Origin of the sequence: Streptomyces sp. NBC_00193, from assembly GCF_026342735.1 — a bacterium.
Lineage (GTDB): Bacteria > Actinomycetota > Actinomycetes > Streptomycetales > Streptomycetaceae > Streptomyces > Streptomyces stoeckheimensis.
The window spans coordinates 1,030,637-1,047,300 of sequence record NZ_JAPEMM010000002.1 but is presented as its reverse complement, the minus strand read 5'-3'; the positions used below and the strand labels follow the sequence as shown (position 1 = coordinate 1,047,300).

At 72.1% G+C, this 16,664-nt stretch carries 14 protein-coding genes; 10 read left to right on the top strand and 4 right to left on the bottom strand.

Translation table 11 applies throughout. The features are described 5' to 3' along the window. Positions 1-548: 548 nt before the first annotated feature. The gene (locus tag OG898_RS32865; protein ID WP_250741859.1) at positions 549-1,379 is read left to right on the top strand and encodes an SAM-dependent methyltransferase; all 831 of its coding nucleotides are present in this window, start codon (positions 549-551) and stop codon (positions 1,377-1,379) included. Further along, complete coding sequence (locus OG898_RS32860) at positions 1,376-3,565, top strand: bifunctional diguanylate cyclase/phosphodiesterase (protein ID WP_250741858.1); 2,190 nt, start codon at positions 1,376-1,378, stop codon at positions 3,563-3,565. The genes OG898_RS32865 and OG898_RS32860 overlap by 4 nt, the downstream gene beginning before the upstream one ends. Positions 3,566-3,640: 75 nt before the next feature. On the opposite strand, the gene OG898_RS32855 is transcribed toward OG898_RS32860, so the two are convergent. Beyond that, positions 3,641-4,789, bottom strand: a complete 1,149-nt coding sequence (locus tag OG898_RS32855; RefSeq protein WP_266961914.1) for an FAD-dependent monooxygenase — start codon at positions 4,787-4,789, stop codon at positions 3,641-3,643. A gap of 105 nt (positions 4,790-4,894) precedes the next feature. On the opposite strand from OG898_RS32855, the gene OG898_RS32850 reads away from it, so the two are divergent. After that, the gene (locus tag OG898_RS32850) at positions 4,895-5,539 is read left to right on the top strand and encodes a TetR/AcrR family transcriptional regulator (protein ID WP_250741856.1); all 645 of its coding nucleotides are present in this window, start codon (positions 4,895-4,897) and stop codon (positions 5,537-5,539) included. 4 nt (positions 5,540-5,543) lie between these two features. After that, positions 5,544-5,924 (top strand): hypothetical protein, encoded by a 381-nt coding sequence (locus tag OG898_RS32845; RefSeq protein WP_266961911.1) that lies wholly within the window; start codon positions 5,544-5,546, stop codon positions 5,922-5,924. A 27-nt stretch (positions 5,925-5,951) separates the two neighbouring features. Here OG898_RS32845 and OG898_RS32840 read toward each other — a convergent pair whose 3' ends face one another. Then, positions 5,952-6,587: a VOC family protein gene (locus OG898_RS32840; RefSeq protein ID WP_250741854.1), complete on the bottom strand. Its 636-nt coding sequence runs from the start codon at positions 6,585-6,587 to the stop codon at positions 5,952-5,954. A 104-nt stretch (positions 6,588-6,691) separates the two neighbouring features. After that, positions 6,692-7,570: a LysR family transcriptional regulator gene (locus tag OG898_RS32835; protein ID WP_266961908.1), complete on the bottom strand. Its 879-nt coding sequence runs from the start codon at positions 7,568-7,570 to the stop codon at positions 6,692-6,694. A 94-nt stretch (positions 7,571-7,664) separates the two neighbouring features. Here OG898_RS32835 and OG898_RS32830 point away from each other — a divergent pair, with 94 nt between their 5' ends. The 6 genes from OG898_RS32830 to OG898_RS32805 all read left to right on the top strand — a co-directional run bounded on the left by OG898_RS32830 (position 7,665) and on the right by OG898_RS32805 (position 14,222). Further along, positions 7,665-8,369: a succinate dehydrogenase cytochrome b subunit gene (locus OG898_RS32830; RefSeq protein ID WP_250741852.1), complete on the top strand. Its 705-nt coding sequence runs from the start codon at positions 7,665-7,667 to the stop codon at positions 8,367-8,369. 1 nt (position 8,370) lies between these two features. After that, on the top strand, positions 8,371-10,323 hold the full coding sequence (locus tag OG898_RS32825; protein WP_266961906.1) for a fumarate reductase/succinate dehydrogenase flavoprotein subunit: 1,953 nt from the start codon (positions 8,371-8,373) through the stop codon (positions 10,321-10,323). Beyond that, a complete protein-coding gene (locus OG898_RS32820; RefSeq protein ID WP_250741850.1) occupies positions 10,320-11,066 on the top strand; it encodes a succinate dehydrogenase/fumarate reductase iron-sulfur subunit in 747 nt (248 codons plus the stop codon). Before OG898_RS32825 ends, OG898_RS32820 begins: the two co-directional genes overlap by 4 nt. Before the next feature lie 142 nt (positions 11,067-11,208). Then, positions 11,209-13,056, top strand: a complete 1,848-nt coding sequence (locus tag OG898_RS32815; protein WP_266961904.1) for a stealth family protein — start codon at positions 11,209-11,211, stop codon at positions 13,054-13,056. Between the two features lie 36 nt (positions 13,057-13,092). Then, a complete protein-coding gene (locus OG898_RS32810) occupies positions 13,093-13,749 on the top strand; it encodes a hypothetical protein (protein ID WP_250741848.1) in 657 nt (218 codons plus the stop codon). A 101-nt stretch (positions 13,750-13,850) separates the two neighbouring features. Beyond that, the gene (locus OG898_RS32805) at positions 13,851-14,222 is read left to right on the top strand and encodes a cupin domain-containing protein (protein WP_266961902.1); all 372 of its coding nucleotides are present in this window, start codon (positions 13,851-13,853) and stop codon (positions 14,220-14,222) included. 40 nt (positions 14,223-14,262) lie between these two features. Here the strand turns inward: OG898_RS32805 and OG898_RS32800 are convergent, their stop codons facing one another. After that, the gene (locus OG898_RS32800) at positions 14,263-16,662 is read right to left on the bottom strand and encodes an excinuclease ABC subunit UvrA (RefSeq protein ID WP_266961900.1); all 2,400 of its coding nucleotides are present in this window, start codon (positions 16,660-16,662) and stop codon (positions 14,263-14,265) included. Positions 16,663-16,664: the final 2 nt, after the last annotated feature.

Genomic DNA, 16,664 nt, shown 5'->3' with positions numbered 1-16,664 from the left:
GTCCGCCCCGGTTGCCGTGGTCGCCCTGGCGGCCCTGGTCGCCGTGACGTCCGCCACCTCGGGTGCCCCCGGTAGCGCCGCGCAGGGCGGACACGGCCGGCCTGACGGCGCTCGCCCCGTCGCCGGCGTCGATCGTCGCGTATGCGCTGCTATCGGCCATGGCCGGTGTCGCGGACAGGGCCGCCCACAGGAGGACCGGGACTGCCAGCAGGCGCCTGGAAGAGGCTCTTTTCACCCGGGGATCATGGGGTCGCGCGCGCTCGCGCGCGGGAAGGTTGACCTTGGTTCGCCTGAACGGGTGGGGCTTTGGCTATGGAGGTTTGAGCCAGATTCGCATCGTGACGGACCGTTCACCGACCTTTTCCCAAAAGGTATTTGTCGGTTTCGATCATTCTCCGGGTCTCGGCCGTTCGGCCTTTGGCGTGTGACGAAGAACGGATCGCCAATTTCCGCTTTCGCTCGCTCCGTTGGGCAATGATCAGTACATTCGGCTCGGACAGGAGTCCGATCCGTCCGGACCACTGCAAGACCAAGGCTTGGAGACCCCGATGGAGCGCCCCGCCTGGGCCCCGCCAGGCATCGACATATCGGTGCCGAGCGTGTCCCGCATCTACGATTACTACCTGGGCGGCTCCCACAATTTCGAGGTCGACAGGCAGGCGGCCCGTCGGGCCATGGAATTCATGCCGGGGCTGCCCAAGATCATGCAGGCGAACCGGGCATTCATGCGCCGTGCCGTCCGGTACGCCGTCGCCGAGGGCGTGACGCAGTTCCTCGACATCGGCTCCGGCATCCCCACCTTCGGCAATGTCCACGAGATCGCCCAGGCCGCCAGCCCCGAGGCACGCGTGGTCTACGTCGACCACGACCCGGTGGCCGTCGCCCACAGCCAGGCCGTCCTGGCCGGCACCGAGCGGACCGAGGTCGTCGCAGCCGACCTGCGCAAGCCCCAGGACATCCTGACCGCCCCCGAGGTCGCGCAGGGGCTCGACCTGAGCCGCCCGGTCGCCCTGATGCTGGTCGCCGTCCTGCACTTCCTGGAGGACGCCGACAAGCCCTACGACGCCGTCGCCCAGCTGTGCGACGCCCTGGCCCCCGGCAGCCTGCTGATCCTCACGCACGCCTCGTACGAGGGGATCCCGCTCTCGGAGGAGGTCGCGAGCGGAACCGTCGGCGTCTACCGCGAGATCCGCAACCCCCTCGTCATGCGGGACGCGGAGCAGATCCGCCGCTTCTTCGACGGCTTCGGCCTGATCGAGCCCGGACTGGTCTCCATGCCCGACTGGCGGCCCGACACGAGCGGTGGGCCGGAGGGCGATGCCGTGGACGAAGACCCCTATGCCTTCTCGGGCTTCGCAGGAGTGGGACGCAAGGCGTGAGACTGCCGACGCAGACGGCGGACGACCCGGCCGCGCCGCAGGGCGGCCTGGAGGACCGGATCGGGCGGTTCGCGACCATCTGGGGAAGGGCGATCTTCCCTGTCACCGCGACCTCGCTCACCCGCGGCGAGTTCGAACGCCACCTCGTACCCCTCACCCGCACCCTCGTCGAGGCCCTGCGCGCCCGGCCCTTCGACTCCTCCGTCGGCCAGCGGGTCGGCGAGGAGCTCGTCGCGGTCCACTGCACGGACCCGGAGGCCCTGGCCGGCACGCTCGGCGTCGTCGAGTCCTACCTGGTCCTGTACTGCGGCCCGGACGGCCCCGACGCCGAGAGCGTCGAGGGAACCGAGGAGTACCGGTCCCGCTGCGCCCGGCTCCAGCACGGCATCGCGGCCGGATTCGCCCGTGCCCTGCGCGAGCGCACGCTCAAGGAGCAGGAGGCCATCGCGCGTTCCGCGCTGACCGCCCGCACCGACGCCCAGCAGGCGCTGCACGCCAGCGAGGAACGCTTCCGGGCGGTCTTCGAGGGCGCGGCCGTCGGGATCGGCATCGCCGACCTGGAGGGCAACGTCCTGGAGATCAACGACGCGCTGCTCCAGATGTTCGGAGGCATGGACGGGCACGTCCGCGGCCGCAACGTCAGCGAATGGAGCCACCCCGACGACACCCCGCACGTCTGGCGGATGTACGGGGAGCTCGTGCGCGGCGAACGCGAGAGCTACCGCGTCGAGAAGCCGTATTACCGGCACGACGGCACCGTGCTGTGGACCAACCTGACGGTCTCGCTGCTGCGCGACGCCGAGGGCGTGCCGCAGTACCAGCTGGCCCTGATGGAGGACACCACCGAGCGCCGGCTGCTGAACCTGCGCCTGCGCTACGAGGCCACCCACGACGCCCTGACCGGCCTGCCCAACCGGACGCTCTTCTTCGAGCGTCTGGAGAAGGCCCTGAGCGGCTCCGGCGGTTCGCGCTTCGGGCTGTGCTACCTCGATCTCGACGGCTTCAAGGCGGTCAACGACAGCCTCGGCCACTCCGCCGGCGACCGGCTGCTGGTGGAGGTCGCCGACCGCCTGCAGAGCTGCGCCACGGGACCGGGCGAGGTGGTCGCACGGCTCGGCGGCGACGAGTTCGTGGCGCTGACCACCGGCCCCGACACCGAGGAGAAGGCCACCGAACTCGCCGTCCGGATCCTCTCCGCCCTCTCCGTCCCGATCCGGCTGGAGGGCCGCGAACTGACGGTCCGGGGCAGCATCGGCATCGTCGAGGGCCCGGCCCGCGAGCGCACCCCCGCGGAGGTGCTGCGCAGCGCCGACATCACCATGTACCGGGCCAAGGCGGCGGGCGGCAACCGGTTCGAGTTCGCCGACGCCGCTGCCGACGCACGGGCCATCACCCGGCACGGACTGACCAACGCCCTCCCGGCGGCGCTGGAACGCGGCGAGTTCTTCATCGAGTACCAGCCGCTGGTCCACATGCACGACGGCAGCGTGCACGGCGCCGAGGCGCTGGTGCGCTGGTCGCACCCGCAGCACGGGGTGCTCGGGCCGGACCGGTTCATTCCGCTCGCCGAACGCACCGGACTGATCGTGCCGCTCGGCCGCTGGGTCCTGGAGGAGTCCGTCCGCCAGGCCCGCGCCTGGCAGCACCAGAAGGGCGGCGCCACCCTGCGGATCAACGTCAACCTGTCGCCGACCCAGTTGCACCATCCCGGCCTGGTCGCCGACACGATCCGCGTCCTGGAGTCCTCCGGCCTGACTCCGGGCACGCTGTGCCTGGAGGTCACCGAGTCGGCCCTGATCGGCGCCGACGACGAACTCCTCGAACCGCTGCGCCGGCTCGCCGCCCTGGGCGTGGACATCGCCCTCGACGACTTCGGCACCGGCTACTCGAACCTGGCCAACCTGCGCCGCCTGCCCGTCAGCGTTCTGAAGCTGGACCGCTCCTTCACCAAGGGCATGCAGCAGCACCCGGCCAACCCGGTCGACGTCAAGATCGTGGAGGGCATAGTCGCCCTGGCCCACAGTCTCGAACTCGCCGTCACCGTCGAGGGCGTGGAGACCGGCGCGCAGGCCGCCCAGCTCCGAGCCCTCGGCTGCGACACGGCCCAGGGCTGGTACTACGCCCGCCCGGGCGCCGCCGACCGCATCCACACGCTGTCCCTGTCGGACGCGGTGCCCACCCTCTGAGCACCGCCCGGGCCACTGGGGCCACCCGGGCCACCCGGGCCACCCGGGCCACCGGGGCCTCCGGGCCGCCCGGGCTCACTCCAGGCCCGCTTCCGTGCCCCGGCCCGGCTCGCGGACGGCCGACACCACCCGCTCGTAGCGCCGGGCGGTGTCGGCCAGGACCCGGGCGGCCACCGGCAGCCGCTCCGCCTGGTACCGGTCGAGCGCGTCCTCCCCGGCCTCCCCGGAGAGGACGGCGGCCAGCGTCCGGCCGAGGGCGGCGGCGTCCTGGATGCCGGTGTTCATGCCCAGCCCGCCGGCTATGGGGTGGACGTGCGCGGCGTCCCCGGCGAGGAAGGCCCGGCCCTCGCGTATCCGGGTGGCCATGCGGACGTTGACCCGCCAGGAGGAGAGCCAGGTGGGCTCCGCGAGCCGTATCCCCGGCATCCGGGCGTGCCGGTCGAAGAGCCGCTGGAAGCTCTCCAGCGAGGGCGGCAACGTCTCGCCCCGCTCGTCCGTCTCCGGAGCGGCCTGCAGCTGGAACGTGTCCGTCCCCGGCATCGGGCAGAGCAGGATCCCGCCCCCGTCCGACGTGAACCACTGGTGCCAGAACGCGCGGCTGAGCCCCGGCGCCTCGACGTCCCCGAGCACCATCGCCGGCTCCTTCTCCCCGCTCCCCTCGAAGGGGATGCCGAGGAGTCCGCGGGTGGTGCTGTGTCCGCCGTCGCACCCCGCCAGATAGCCGGCCCGGATCACGGTGCCGTCCTCCAGCCGCGCGCGGACGCCGTCCGCGTCCTGGGTGATTCCGGCGAGCCGGGACCCGTACGCGACGCGCACGCCCAGCTCGCCCAACCGGTCGCGCAGGCTCTCCTCCACCTGCCACTGCCCGATGAGCAGGCCTCCCTCCACGGCGGTGTCCTTGACGGGCTCCCCGTCGAAGTACTTGCGCAGCACCACGCCCGCGCGTCCCTTGCCCCTCACGGAGTCGGCTACGCCGAGCTCCTCGAAGAACGCGAGGCTGTCCGGCTGGAGGCCCTTGCCCCGGGACTCGCGGTGCGGTGCCGGGCGGCCTTCGATGACCCGCACCGCGATGCCGCGGCGGGCGAGGTCGCAGGCGAGCGTGAGGCCGGTCGGGCCGGAGCCCACGATCAGCACGTCGGCACGATCCGCACCACCTGCTGCGCCCACTGCACCCACTGCGCCCACCGTGCCCTGTGCATCCCTTAGATCCATTGCGTCGGTCATGAGACGTCCCCTCGTCGTCGGTATCTCAAGGAAAGCGGCTCTCGCGAGAAAATGCAACCCGGTTACAAAACTAACTGGGTCACTCATTCGTGTTAGGCTGGACGCATGGAGAACACGAAGGGTCTGCGCGAGAACAAGAAGCTCCGTACGCGCCAACAGCTGGCGGCCACGGCGCTGGAACTCTTCCTGGAACGGGGCTTCGACGCCGTCTCGGTGGCCGATGTCGCAGCCGCTGCCGAAGTCTCCAAACCCACGCTGTTCCGCTACTTCCCGAGCAAGGAGGACCTGGTCCTCGACCGCTTCGCCGACCATCAGGACGAGGCGGCGCGCATCGTGCGCGACCGGGCCGCGGGGCAGACCCCGGTGGCGGCCGTGCGCGCGCACTTCCTGGCGGCCCTCGCCGAGCGCGACCCGATCACCGGGCTCTGCGACCACCCGAACGTGCTCGCCTTCGAGGGGCTGCTCTACAGCACCGCCAGCCTGGGGTCCCGGCTGGCCCACTACACGGCCCGCGAGGTGGAGTTGCTCGCCGCCGTACTCGAAGCCGAAGCGGTCGACCCGCTCACGGCCCGGCTGGCGGCCGGATACCTGGTGGCGGCCCGGCAGGAACTCGGCCGGGAGAACTGGCGCCGCATCGACGCCGGCCAGAGCGCCGACGAGGCCCACCCCGCGGCCGTGGCCGACGCGGAGCGTGCCTTCGCCCTCCTGTCCGGCGGCCTCGACCGCGCCCTGCCCGCCCGCCGGTCCTGACTCCATGGCCCGAACGAACCGCAAGGTGAAGAAGAAGCAGCGGCCCTCCTTCGGCCTGCCCACCGGCCTGATCCTCATGGCCGGCCGGGGCGGCGTGGGGATCGACGGCTGGCGAACCGGGGTGGTCACCGGGAACGGGACCTTGTGCGGCGGGCTCGGCGACGTCCCGCCCGACGTCCCTCCGGAGGAGGCGCAGCGGGCGGCTGCCGCGATGGTGCAGGGGCTCGCCCGTGACTACCACGGGCAAGAGGTCGTGGTGGTCTGGGACCCACCGTCGAAGCCGGGTCGGTGGACGGCCACGGTCGTGCCCGCAGCGGCCGAACCCGAACCCGAACCCGAACCCGAACCCGAACCCGAATCCTTCGGTCCCGCACCGCATCAGTGATCGCTCAGAGACGCGCGCCGGCCCTGGTCAGATCGTGACCGGGCCGTGGGCCGTGGCGAACTCGACCGAGACCAGGCCCGGTTCCTCGTCCTCGACCCAGGTCACGTCGATCTGGTCGAGGGGGTGGTCGGCCGGTTCGCCGAGGAATTCGGCGATGGAGGCGGCGTCGCCGGCGATGGAGACCCCGTGGATGCTGGAGGAGGTGCGCGGGCCGGCGCTCGGGCGCTCCTCGACGGGGGCCAGCCACTGGAGGAAGTAGGGCAGCTGCGGATCCTCCATCAGTTCCCGCACGCCGATCTGCTTCCACCTCAGGTCGAACCCGTCGGGGCGGACACGGTGGCCCTCGTCCGAGGTGCGGCCGAGGCGGGCCTCGATCGGGGCGATGTCGTCCACGGCGACCACCCAACCGAGCCAGCCGCCGCCCTCGGCGGCGCGGCGCGCGACCGCCTGGCCGAAGGGCGCGCGGTCGGCGGCGGGGTGGTCGAGCGTGGTGACGACCTCGACGTAGGTGCCGCCGCTCAGCGGAAGAATGAAATTGCGGGTGCCGAACCGCGGATGCACACCACCGTCGACGAACCCGGCGCCCAGGGCCGATCCGATCCACTGGACGGTCGAGACGAAGCTGTCGCGGGCCACCGCATAGGACACGTGATCAAGTCGCACGGCGTCATCATCACCCGACATCCCGCACAAATCCCGACACCACGCCCGACACTCCGGACGCGTCTGCCGTGGATTCAGCCGGGGCGAACGCGCCCCGAGGGGTCTCAGCCCAGCAGGATGCGCTTCAGTTCGCGGGCCGCGCGCGGGGGTGCCACGTCCGTGCGGTGGGCCAGGGCGATCGTGCGGCGCAGGGGGGAGCCCGCCAGGGGGGTGGCGCGCAGGCCGGAGCCCGCGTGGTCGACGACCATCGCCGGGACCACCGCGATGCCGAGCCCCGCGCGGACGAAGCCCAGTACGGCGTCCATCTCGCCGCCCTCGACCGTGAACACCGGCTCGAAGCCCTCCGCCCGGCAGGCCGCCACCGTCAGGTCCCGCAGGTCGTAGCCGTGCCGGAACATGACCATCGGCTCGTCGCGCAGCGCGGACACCGTGAGCGAACCGCCGCCCGCCGGAGGCGGCAGGGCCGCGGAGGAGACCACGACCAGGTCCTCCGTCAGCAGCTCCACCGTGGTCAGCGCCGGTGCCGAGGGGGGCAGCGGCAGGGCGATCAGCGCGAGGTCCAGGGAGCCGCGCGCGAGCTCCCGTACGAGGTCCAGCGAACCGCTCTCCTCGATCAGCAGCTCGATCCCCGGATGGGCGGTGTGGAAGGCGCGGAGCACGCCCGGCAGCAGGCCGGTGCACAGGCTCGGAGTGGCCCCCAGCCGGATCCGGCCGCGCCGCAGCTGCGCCAGCTCCTGCACCTCCAGCCGCGCCGTGTCCGCGTCCGCGAGGATCCGCCGGGCCAGCGGCAGCAGGGTCTCGCCGGCGTCCGTGAGCGTGATGTTCCCGCGGGCCCGGCTGAAGAGCTCGGCGCCCAGCTCCCGTTCGAGCGCTTTGATCTGTTGCGACAGGGACGGCTGGGCCACGTGCTCGCGCTCGGCCGCGCGCGTGAAGTGCCGGGTCTCGGCGACGGCGACGAAGTAGACCAGCTGCTGGAACTGCATGACCCCAGGCTAGCGCCTGCATAGGCAGGGCCTATCGACTTCAGCTCCGTCATGTCTTGGACCTTTCGGGACCTTCGTCCTTACGGTCAATGTCATGGCTCTGGCAACGCGGACGGATCGACGGCCGTCCACCACGCGCACGCTCTGGGACTCCTCCGTCGGCAAGAAGTCCGTGATGGCCGTCTCCGGCTTGATCATGCTCGGCTACCTCGTCGTGCACATGCTCGGCAACCTCAAGATCTTCTTCGGGGCGGAGGAGTTCAACGGCTACGCCCACTGGCTCCGCACCCTCGGCTCGCCCTTCCTGCACCACGAGTGGGCCCTGTGGATCGTCCGGGTGGTCCTGCTCGCCGCCGTCGTCGCGCACGGAGTCTGCGCGTACCAGCTCAGCCGCCGCGACATCAAGGCGCGCCCGGTGAAGTACGCCCACAAGCGCCGCCGCGCGAGCTACGCCACCCGCACCATGCGCTGGGGCGGCATCATCCTCGCCCTCTTCATCGTCTGGCACCTGCTCGACCTCACCACGCTCACCGTGAACGAGCGGGCCTGGGCCGGGCATCCGTACGAGAACGTCCTCGCCACCTTCTCCACCTGGTACGGCAACACCATCTACCTCGTGGCGATGGCCGCCCTGGGGCTGCACGTCCGGCACGGCTTCTGGAGCGCCGCCCAGACCCTGGGCGCGGGCAACGCCCGGCGGGACAGGACGCTGAAGTTCCTCGCCAACGCCCTCGCCCTCGTCCTCTTCGCGGGCTTCGTGTCCGTGCCCGTCGCCGTCATGACCGGAGTGGTGAGCTGACATGAGCAACGAATACGCCGACTACACCACCGGTGATCCGATCGCCGACGCCAAGGCCCCCGAAGGCCCCATCGCCGAGCGCTGGGACCGCCGCCGCTTCGAGGCCAAGCTGGTCAACCCTGCCAACCGGCGCGGGCACACCGTCATCGTCGTCGGCACCGGCCTGGCCGGCGGCGCCGCCGGCGCCACCCTTGCCGAACAGGGCTACCACGTCGTCCAGTTCTGCTTCTCCGACTCCCCGCGCCGCGCCCACTCGATCGCCGCCCAGGGCGGCATCAACGCGGCCAAGAACTACCGCAACGACGGCGACTCCGTCCACCGGCTGTTCTACGACACCGTCAAGGGCGGCGACTTCCGCGCCCGCGAGTCCAACGTCCACCGCCTCGCCCAGATCTCCGTCGAGATCATCGACCAGTGCGTGGCCCAGGGCGTCCCCTTCGCCCGCGAGTACGGCGGCCTCCTCGACACCCGCTCCTTCGGCGGCGTCCAGGTCTCCCGCACCTTCTACGCCCGCGGCCAGACCGGACAGCAGCTCCTGCTCGGCGCCTACCAGGCGCTCTCGCGCCAGATCGCCGCCGGCAACGTGGAGATGCACGCCCGCACCGAGATGCTCGACCTGATCACCGTCGACGGCGTGGCCCGCGGCATCGTCGCCCGCGACCTGGTCACCGGCAAGATCGACACCCACTACGCGGACGCCGTCGTCCTCGCGAGCGGCGGCTACGGCAACGTCTTCTACCTCTCCACCAACGCCATGAACTCCAACGCGACGGCCGTCTGGCGGGCCCACCGGCGCGGCGCGTACTTCGCGAACCCCTGCTTCACCCAGATCCACCCCACCTGCATCCCGCGCACCGGCGACCACCAGTCCAAGCTCACCCTGATGAGCGAGTCCCTGCGCAACGACGGCCGCATCTGGGTCCCCAAGGCCAAGGGCGACACCCGCCCCGCCGCCGACATCCCGGAAGCCGAGCGCGACTACTACCTGGAGCGGATCTACCCCTCCTTCGGCAACCTCGTGCCCCGCGACATCGCCTCCCGCGCGGCCAAGAACGTCTGCGACGAGGGCCGCGGCGTCGGCCCCGGCGGCCAGGGCGTCTACCTCGACTTCGCCGACGCCATCCGCCGCATGGGCAAGGAGAAGGTCGCCGAGAAGTACGGCAACCTCTTCGACATGTACGAGCGGATCACCGCGGAGAACCCCTACGAGGTCCCCATGCGGATCTATCCCGCCGTGCACTACACGATGGGCGGACTGTGGGTCGACTACGACCTCCAGACCACCGTCCCCGGCCTGTTCGCGATCGGCGAGGCGAACTTCTCCGACCACGGCGCCAACCGCCTCGGCGCCTCCGCCCTCATGCAGGGCCTCGGCGACGGCTACTTCGTGCTGCCCTCCACCATCAACGACTACCTGGCCCGCCACCCGCACCGGGACACCGTCGACGACACCCACCCCGAGGCCGCGGCCGCCGTCCGCGAGACCCGCGACTGCCTCGCCAAGCTGCTCGCCGTCGACGGGGACCGCACGCCCGACTCCTTCCACCGGGAGATCGGCGAACTGATGTGGGAGTACTGCGGGATGGCCCGGACCGAGGAGGGCCTGCGCAAGGCCCTCGCCAGGATCCCGGAGATCCGCGAGGAGTTCTGGCGGCGGATCAAGGTGCCGGGCAGCGGCGAGGAGTTCAACCAGTCGCTGGAGAAGGCCAACCGCATCGTCGACTACCTGGAGCTCGCCGAGCTGATGTGCCTCGACGCCCTCCACCGCGCCGAATCCTGCGGCGGCCACTTCCGCGAGGAGTCCCAGACCCCGGACGGCGAAGCCGCCCGCCGCGACGAGGAGTTCGGGTACGCGGCCGCCTGGCAGTACACCGGAACCGGCGCCGCGCCCGTCCTGCACAAGGAAGACCTCGTCTTCGAGTACGTCCACCCCACCCAGCGGAGCTACGCATGAAGCTCACCCTGCGCGTCTGGCGCCAGAAGAACGCCGACGCCCCCGGCGCGATGGCCTCGTACGAGGTCGACGGCATCTCGGAAGGCATGTCCTTCCTCGAAATGCTCGACACCCTCAACGAGGACCTCATCCTGAGCGGAGAGGACCCCGTCGCCTTCGACCACGACTGCCGCGAGGGCATCTGCGGTGCGTGCAGCCTCGTCATCAACGGAGACGCCCACGGGCCCGAGCGCACCACGACCTGCCAGCTCCACATGCGCTCCTTCGCCGACGGCGACACCATCGACGTCGAACCCTGGCGGGCCTCGGCCTTCCCCGTCGTGAAGGACCTCGTCGTCGACCGCGGGGCCCTCGACCGGGTCATCCAGGCCGGCGGCTACATCACCGCCCCGACCGGCTCCGCCCCCGAGGCCCACGCCACGGCCGTTCCCAAGCCCGACGCCGACTACGCCTTCGAGCACGCCGAGTGCATCGGCTGCGGGGCGTGCGTGGCGGCCTGCCCCAACGGCTCCGCGATGCTCTTCACCTCCGCCAAGGTCAACCACCTGAACGTGCTCCCGCAGGGTTCGCCGGAGCGCGAGACCCGGGTCCTGGACATGGTCGCCACGATGGACGCCGAGGGCTTCGGAGGATGCACCCTGACCGGTGAGTGCGCCACGGCCTGCCCCAAGGGGATCCCGCTGCCGTCGATCGCCGCCATGAACAAGGAGTGGCTGAGGGCGGTTCGCCGAGGACCCCGCTGACCTGTGGATTTCATAAGAATGAGGTCTTCGGAGAAAGATCCTGTTCATCTTTCGGACACCGACCCGTAAGGTGAGTTTCGGCCACCGGGGGCCGCCGGGCACGGTGGGGCCGATTTCTGCGTCCACGAGCCCTGAGGTGATCATGAGCGGCATCCGTCGGCATCTGAGCTGGATGCCGTTCCAGCCCCGGACCGCTTTGCCGTCGCAGCCGAGAGGGTCGCAGCGCGGCCGCGGGTCCCGGACCCCGGCGCAGGCGCGGGAGGCCCGGCGGGCCGTCCGCGAAGGGGAGATCCTGGCGCAGGCGGCCGAATCCGGAAGCATCGTCGAACACGGGGGCCGGCTGGCCGTCGTACGGGACGACCTGCTCCCCGCCGAACTCGCCGAGATGAACCTCCGCGAGGTCGCCGAGGTGCTGGAAGCGGCCTCGATGCCCTACGGCCTGGTCCCCGACGGGGAACTGGTCCACCGGGTGGCGCTCGCCCCCGGCACCCGTGCCGACGTGCTCGCCGCCTGCGCGAAGGGCTTCGCCGGCCGGCCCGTCTACGCCGACCTCCTCGGCCACCGCACCGCGCTCGGCACCGTCCTCGCCGAGGAGCTGCCCGAGGCGGTCGCCGCGGCGGAGGCCGAGACGCCCGGCGCCGTCGTCGCGGGGATCCGGCTCTACATTCCCGTGGTCACCTCGGGATACACCCTCCACATGGCTTCCGATCAGGGCTGTGACCTGGAGTTCTGGAAGCCGGCCAACGGCCCCGGCGGGGTCGCCTCGCTCCGGGAGACCCCCTTCGGCTGGTGGGTGCCCTCCATGGAGGCCACGGGCCACCGGCGCATCGGCGACCGCGACTACCCGGTGGTGACGGACCTCGACCGCCGCTTCCCCGAGGACATCGACTTCCCCATCGACGCCGTGATCACCTGGGTGGACGGCTCGGACCCCCAGTGGCGCCGCCGCCGTGACCGGGCCGAGGCGGCCGCCGCGGGTGTCGAGGCGGGCGAGGGCGAGAGCCCCGCCGACACCGCTGCCGGTCCCGATACCGCCGACGCCGCCGCCGACAGCGGCGACCACCGCTTCCGGGACCGCGGCGAGCTGCGCTCCTGCCTGCGCTCCATCGCGGCCTACGCGCCCTGGATCCGCCGGGTCTTCCTCGTCACCGACGACCAGGTCCCCGACTGGCTGGCCCTGGAGCACCCCGGGCTCACCGTGGTCCATCACCGGGAGCTGTTCGCCGACCCCGGCGCCCTGCCCGTCTTCAACTCGCACGCCATCGAAACCCAGCTGCACCGCATCCCGGGCCTCGCCGAGCACTACCTCTACTTCAACGACGACATCTTCCTCGGCCGCCCCCAGCGCCCGCAGAACTACTTCCTGCCGTCCGGTCTGCCGAAGGTCTTCCACGACACCCGGGCCGTCCCGCCCAGCTCCCCGGACAGCCACGACGACGTCTACACCACCTCGCAGCGGGCGACCCGCCGCACGGTGGAAGCGCTCGCAGGCCGCACGTACCCGCGCATCCTCGCGCACGCCCCGTACGCGCAGAGCCGCTCCCTCTACGCCCGGCTGGAAGAGGCACTGCCCGGCGGGCTCGACGCGACCAGCCGGTCCGTCTTCCGCAGTGCCACCGACCTCGCCCCCGTCACCCTCGCCCTGCACCTGGCACTCGCCCAGGGGCGTGCGGTGGAAGGCGACCTGGCCACCGCGTACGTGTCCACCGCCGGGACCAAGGAGCTCCAGCGGCTGGGCGGCCTCCTGCGCGATCGGGGCACCGACGCGTTCTGCCTCGCCGACGACTCGGGCACCGAGGTCGCCCCCGACGTGCAGCAGCGCGAGCTCAAGGCCTTCCTGGAGGCCTACTTCCCCGTCGCCTCGCCGTACGAGGCTCCGGGCCGGGCCGCCGCGAAGGGCCGTACCGCCGGGCACGGCCACGGCCCGTCCGCGCACGACCACGACGGGTCCGCCGATCGGATGATCGGAGCGGCTCGCGTCGCGCCGTGACCGGCCGCCCTCCGGGGCGTGGGCGACAGTGGGCGCATGCTTTCAGGCCGTCCAACCCCCGCCGGATCCGGACCGCGCCGCCGTAGCGTGCTGGCCGCCGCCCTCGCCCCGCTGGCGGTGGCCGGCTGCGCCGGGGAGGAGCGGGCCCCGACGCCGGGCCCCGGCCCCGAGGCCGTCAAGGACGCGCTTGTCATGGTCATCCGGCACGCCGAGAAGCCGTACGCCGGGGACACCGGCGAGGACGACGAGGGCAACGAGGACCCGGGCTTCCTCGCCGTCCGGGGCCGGCGCCGCGCGCAGGAGCTGCCCGCGCTCTTCCCGCCGACCCGGGGCGCCCGCCTGCCCCGTCCGGGGGCAGTCTTCGCGGCCGGCGGCAAGGAGGGGGCACCCGCGCGGTGCCGCCAGACCGTCGAGACGCTCGCCACCGCACTGGGTACGCCCGTCCGCGCGGAGTTCGCCGTCGGAGCCGAGCCCGCCCTGGCCAGGGCGGTGCTGGCGGCGCGGACGCCCGTCCTGGTCTGCTGGGAGCACCAGGGGATGCCCCGCCTGATCCGGGGCCTCGGAGCGCAGGACGTGCTGGGGCTGCCGGCCGCCTGGCCCGACCGCTACGACCTGGTGTGGACCTTCACCCGCAGACAGGGCGTCTGGACCTTCCGCGAGCTTCCGCAGCACCTGCTCCAGGGCGACGCGTAGCGGCGGCGTACGGCCGCACCGGGACACCGCGAAGACCGCACGGTACGGGCGTACGCTGAGAAGTGGACTCGGGGCAGTGGTGTGCCGGGAGGTCGACGATCATGACTGGAATCGTGCGAAGGGGCTTCGATTCCGCGGACGAGACCCGTCGGTTCGAGGACGGCAAGGGCAGGCTCGATCTGCTCAACACCGACCACGGGCCGATCGGTCGGGCCGTGTTCGAGCCCGGATGGCAGTGGTCGCAGCACATCAAGCCCATTGCGGGCACCGACAGTTGTGAGGCCGCCCACGTGGCCTACATCATCAGCGGCCGGATGAAGATCGTCATGGACGGTGGCGACAGCGTCGAGGCGCAGCCCGGAGACTTCATCCAGATCGATCCCGGCCACGACGCCTGGGTGCTCGGCGACGAGCAGTGCGTCGTCCTCGACTGGCAGGGCTACGGAGACTTCGCCAAGCCCAAGGACGCGTGACCGCCTGGCTCACGCGTGACCACCTGCCCGACCACCGGCCCTACCGGCCCGCAGCGAGGGCCCGTGCCAGGTAGGCCGCCGTACGGCTGCCCGTGGCGCGGGCCACCTCGGCAGGGGTGCCCGCGGCCACCACCCGGCCGCCGTCCGCGCCGCCGCCCGGCCCCAGATCGATGACCCAGTCGGCGCCCGCCACCACCGCCATGTCGTGCTCCACGACCACCACCGAGTGCCCGGCGTCCACCAGGCCGTGCAACTGTCGCAGCAGGACCGCGACATCGGCCGGGTGGAGCCCCGTCGTCGGCTCGTCCAGCAGGTACAGGGTGTGGTCGCGGCGCACGCGCTGGAGCTCCGTCGCCAGTTTGATGCGCTGCGCCTCGCCGCCCGACAGCTCCGTGGCGGGCTGGCCGAGCCGCAGGTACCCCAGACCGATGTCCGAGAGCGCGCCGAGGCTGCGGGCCGCCGCCGGGACCCCGGCGAAGAAGGAGGCCGCCGACTCCACCGTCAGGGCGAGCACCTCCGCGATGTTCAACCCCGAGTAACGGACCTCCAGCGTCTCGGAGTTGTACCGGGCTCCCGCGCACTCCGGGCACGGGGCGTAGGTGCTGGGCAGGAACAGCAGCTCCACCGAGACGAAGCCCTCGCCCTGGCAGGACTCGCACCGCCCGCCCGGCACGTTGAAGGAGAAGCGGCCCGCCTTCCAGCCCCGCGCCTTCGATTCCGGCGCCGCCGTGAAGAGCCGGCGCACCACGTCGAAGAGCCCCGTGTACGTGGCCAGGTTGGAGCGCGGGGTCCGGCCGATCGGCTTCTGGTCCACCTCCACCAGCCGCCGTACCGCGAACTCCGGCTCCGCCAGCCGCTCGTGGACCTCCCGTGCGAGGACCTGGCCCACCAGCGTGGACTTCCCGGACCCCGACACCCCGGTCACCGCCGTGAACACCCCGAGCGGGAACTCCGCCGCCACGTCCCGCAGGTTGTGCCGGTCGACACCGCTGAGCCGGACGGCGCCGGTCGCCTTCCGTGCGGCCCCCGTGCGCCACTCGTCCGGCCGCCGGGACCCGAACAGGTACGGGGCCGTCGCCGAGTCCGCCACCGCCGCCAGAGCCTGCGGGGGCCCGCTGTGCAGCACCCTCCCGCCGTGCTCCCCGGCGAGCGGGCCGACGTCCACCAGCCAGTCCGCGTGCCGCACCACGGCCAGGTCGTGCTCCACCACGAACACCGTGTTCCCGGCCTCCTTGAGCCGGTCCAGGACGCCGAGCAGCGCCTCCGTGTCGGCCGGGTGCAGCCCCGCCGACGGCTCGTCCAGTACGTACACCACCCCGAACAGCCCCGAACGCAACTGCGTCGCCAGCCGCAGCCGTTGCAGCTCGCCCGCCGACAGGGTCGGGGCGGCGCGGTCCAGGCTCAGGTAGCCCAGCCCCAGCTCGGTGACCGGGCCGATCCGGGAGCGCAGGTCCTCGGTGAGCACCCGGGACGCCTCGCCGCCGCCGCGCGCGGTGGCCAGTACCCCGTCCAGCTCCGTCAGCGCCAGCGCCGACGTCTCCGCGATGGTGCGGCCCGCGAAGGTCACGGTCAGGGCCTCCGGGCGCAGCCGCCTGCCCTCGCACACGGAACACGGCGCATCGGTCAGGAACTTCTCGGCGCGGGCCCGCAGGGTGAGGCTCTTGCTGTCGGAGAAGGTCCGCATCACGTACCGGTGGGCGCTCATGTACGTGCCCTGGTAGGGGCGCTGGATCCGGTCGGCCTCCCGCACCGGATGCACCGTCACCACCGGCTGCTCCTCGGTGAACAGGATCCACTCGCGGTCCGCCGCCGCGAGCTCCCGCCAGGGCGCGTCCACGTCGTGGCCGAGGGCCTCCAGGATGTCGCGCAGGTTCTTGCCCTGCCAGGCGCCGGGCCAGGCGGCGATGGCGCCTTGACGGATCGACAGGCTCGCGTCGGGCACCAGCAGTTCCTCGCTGGTGCGGTGGACGCGGCCGAGGCCGTGACAGGAAGGGCAGGCCCCGGCCGCGGTGTTGGGGGAGAAGGAGTCGGAGTCCAGGCGCTCGGCACCGGGCGGGTAGGAGCCCGCCCGCGAGTAGAGCATCCGCAGCGAGTTGGACAGCGTGGTCACCGTCCCGACCGAGGACCGGGACCCGGGGGAGGAGCGCCGCTGCTCCAGCGAGACGGCCGGCGGGAGCCCGGTGACGGAGTCGACCTTCGGCGCGCCGATCTGGTGGATCAGCCGGCGGGCGTACGGGGCCACGGACTCGAAGTACCGGCGCTGGGCCTCGGCGAAGAGCGTGCCGAAGGCCAGCGAGCTCTTCCCGGAGCCGGAGACCCCGGTGAACACGGTCAGCGCGTCACGCGGAATGTCCACGTCGACCCCGCGCAGATTGTGCTCCCGGGCGCCGCGGACGCGGACGTAGGGATCGTGGGCGTGCGGGGTGGCGGGCTGGTGCATTC

Coding starts and splice junctions, on each gene's coding strand:
- OG898_RS32865 (WP_250741859.1), top strand. CDS start 549: ATGGAGCGCCCCGCCTGGGCCCCGCCAGGCATCGACATATCGGTGCCG.
- OG898_RS32855 (WP_266961914.1), bottom strand. CDS start 4,789: ATGACCGACGCAATGGATCTAAGGGATGCACAGGGCACGGTGGGCGCA.
- OG898_RS32850 (WP_250741856.1), top strand. CDS start 4,895: ATGGAGAACACGAAGGGTCTGCGCGAGAACAAGAAGCTCCGTACGCGC.
- OG898_RS32845 (WP_266961911.1), top strand. CDS start 5,544: ATGGCCCGAACGAACCGCAAGGTGAAGAAGAAGCAGCGGCCCTCCTTC.
- OG898_RS32835 (WP_266961908.1), bottom strand. CDS start 7,570: ATGCAGTTCCAGCAGCTGGTCTACTTCGTCGCCGTCGCCGAGACCCGG.
- OG898_RS32830 (WP_250741852.1), top strand. CDS start 7,665: ATGGCTCTGGCAACGCGGACGGATCGACGGCCGTCCACCACGCGCACG.
- OG898_RS32825 (WP_266961906.1), top strand. CDS start 8,371: ATGAGCAACGAATACGCCGACTACACCACCGGTGATCCGATCGCCGAC.
- OG898_RS32820 (WP_250741850.1), top strand. CDS start 10,320: ATGAAGCTCACCCTGCGCGTCTGGCGCCAGAAGAACGCCGACGCCCCC.
- OG898_RS32815 (WP_266961904.1), top strand. CDS start 11,209: ATGAGCGGCATCCGTCGGCATCTGAGCTGGATGCCGTTCCAGCCCCGG.
- OG898_RS32810 (WP_250741848.1), top strand. CDS start 13,093: ATGCTTTCAGGCCGTCCAACCCCCGCCGGATCCGGACCGCGCCGCCGT.
- OG898_RS32805 (WP_266961902.1), top strand. CDS start 13,851: ATGACTGGAATCGTGCGAAGGGGCTTCGATTCCGCGGACGAGACCCGT.
- OG898_RS32800 (WP_266961900.1), bottom strand. CDS start 16,662: ATGCACCAGCCCGCCACCCCGCACGCCCACGATCCCTACGTCCGCGTC.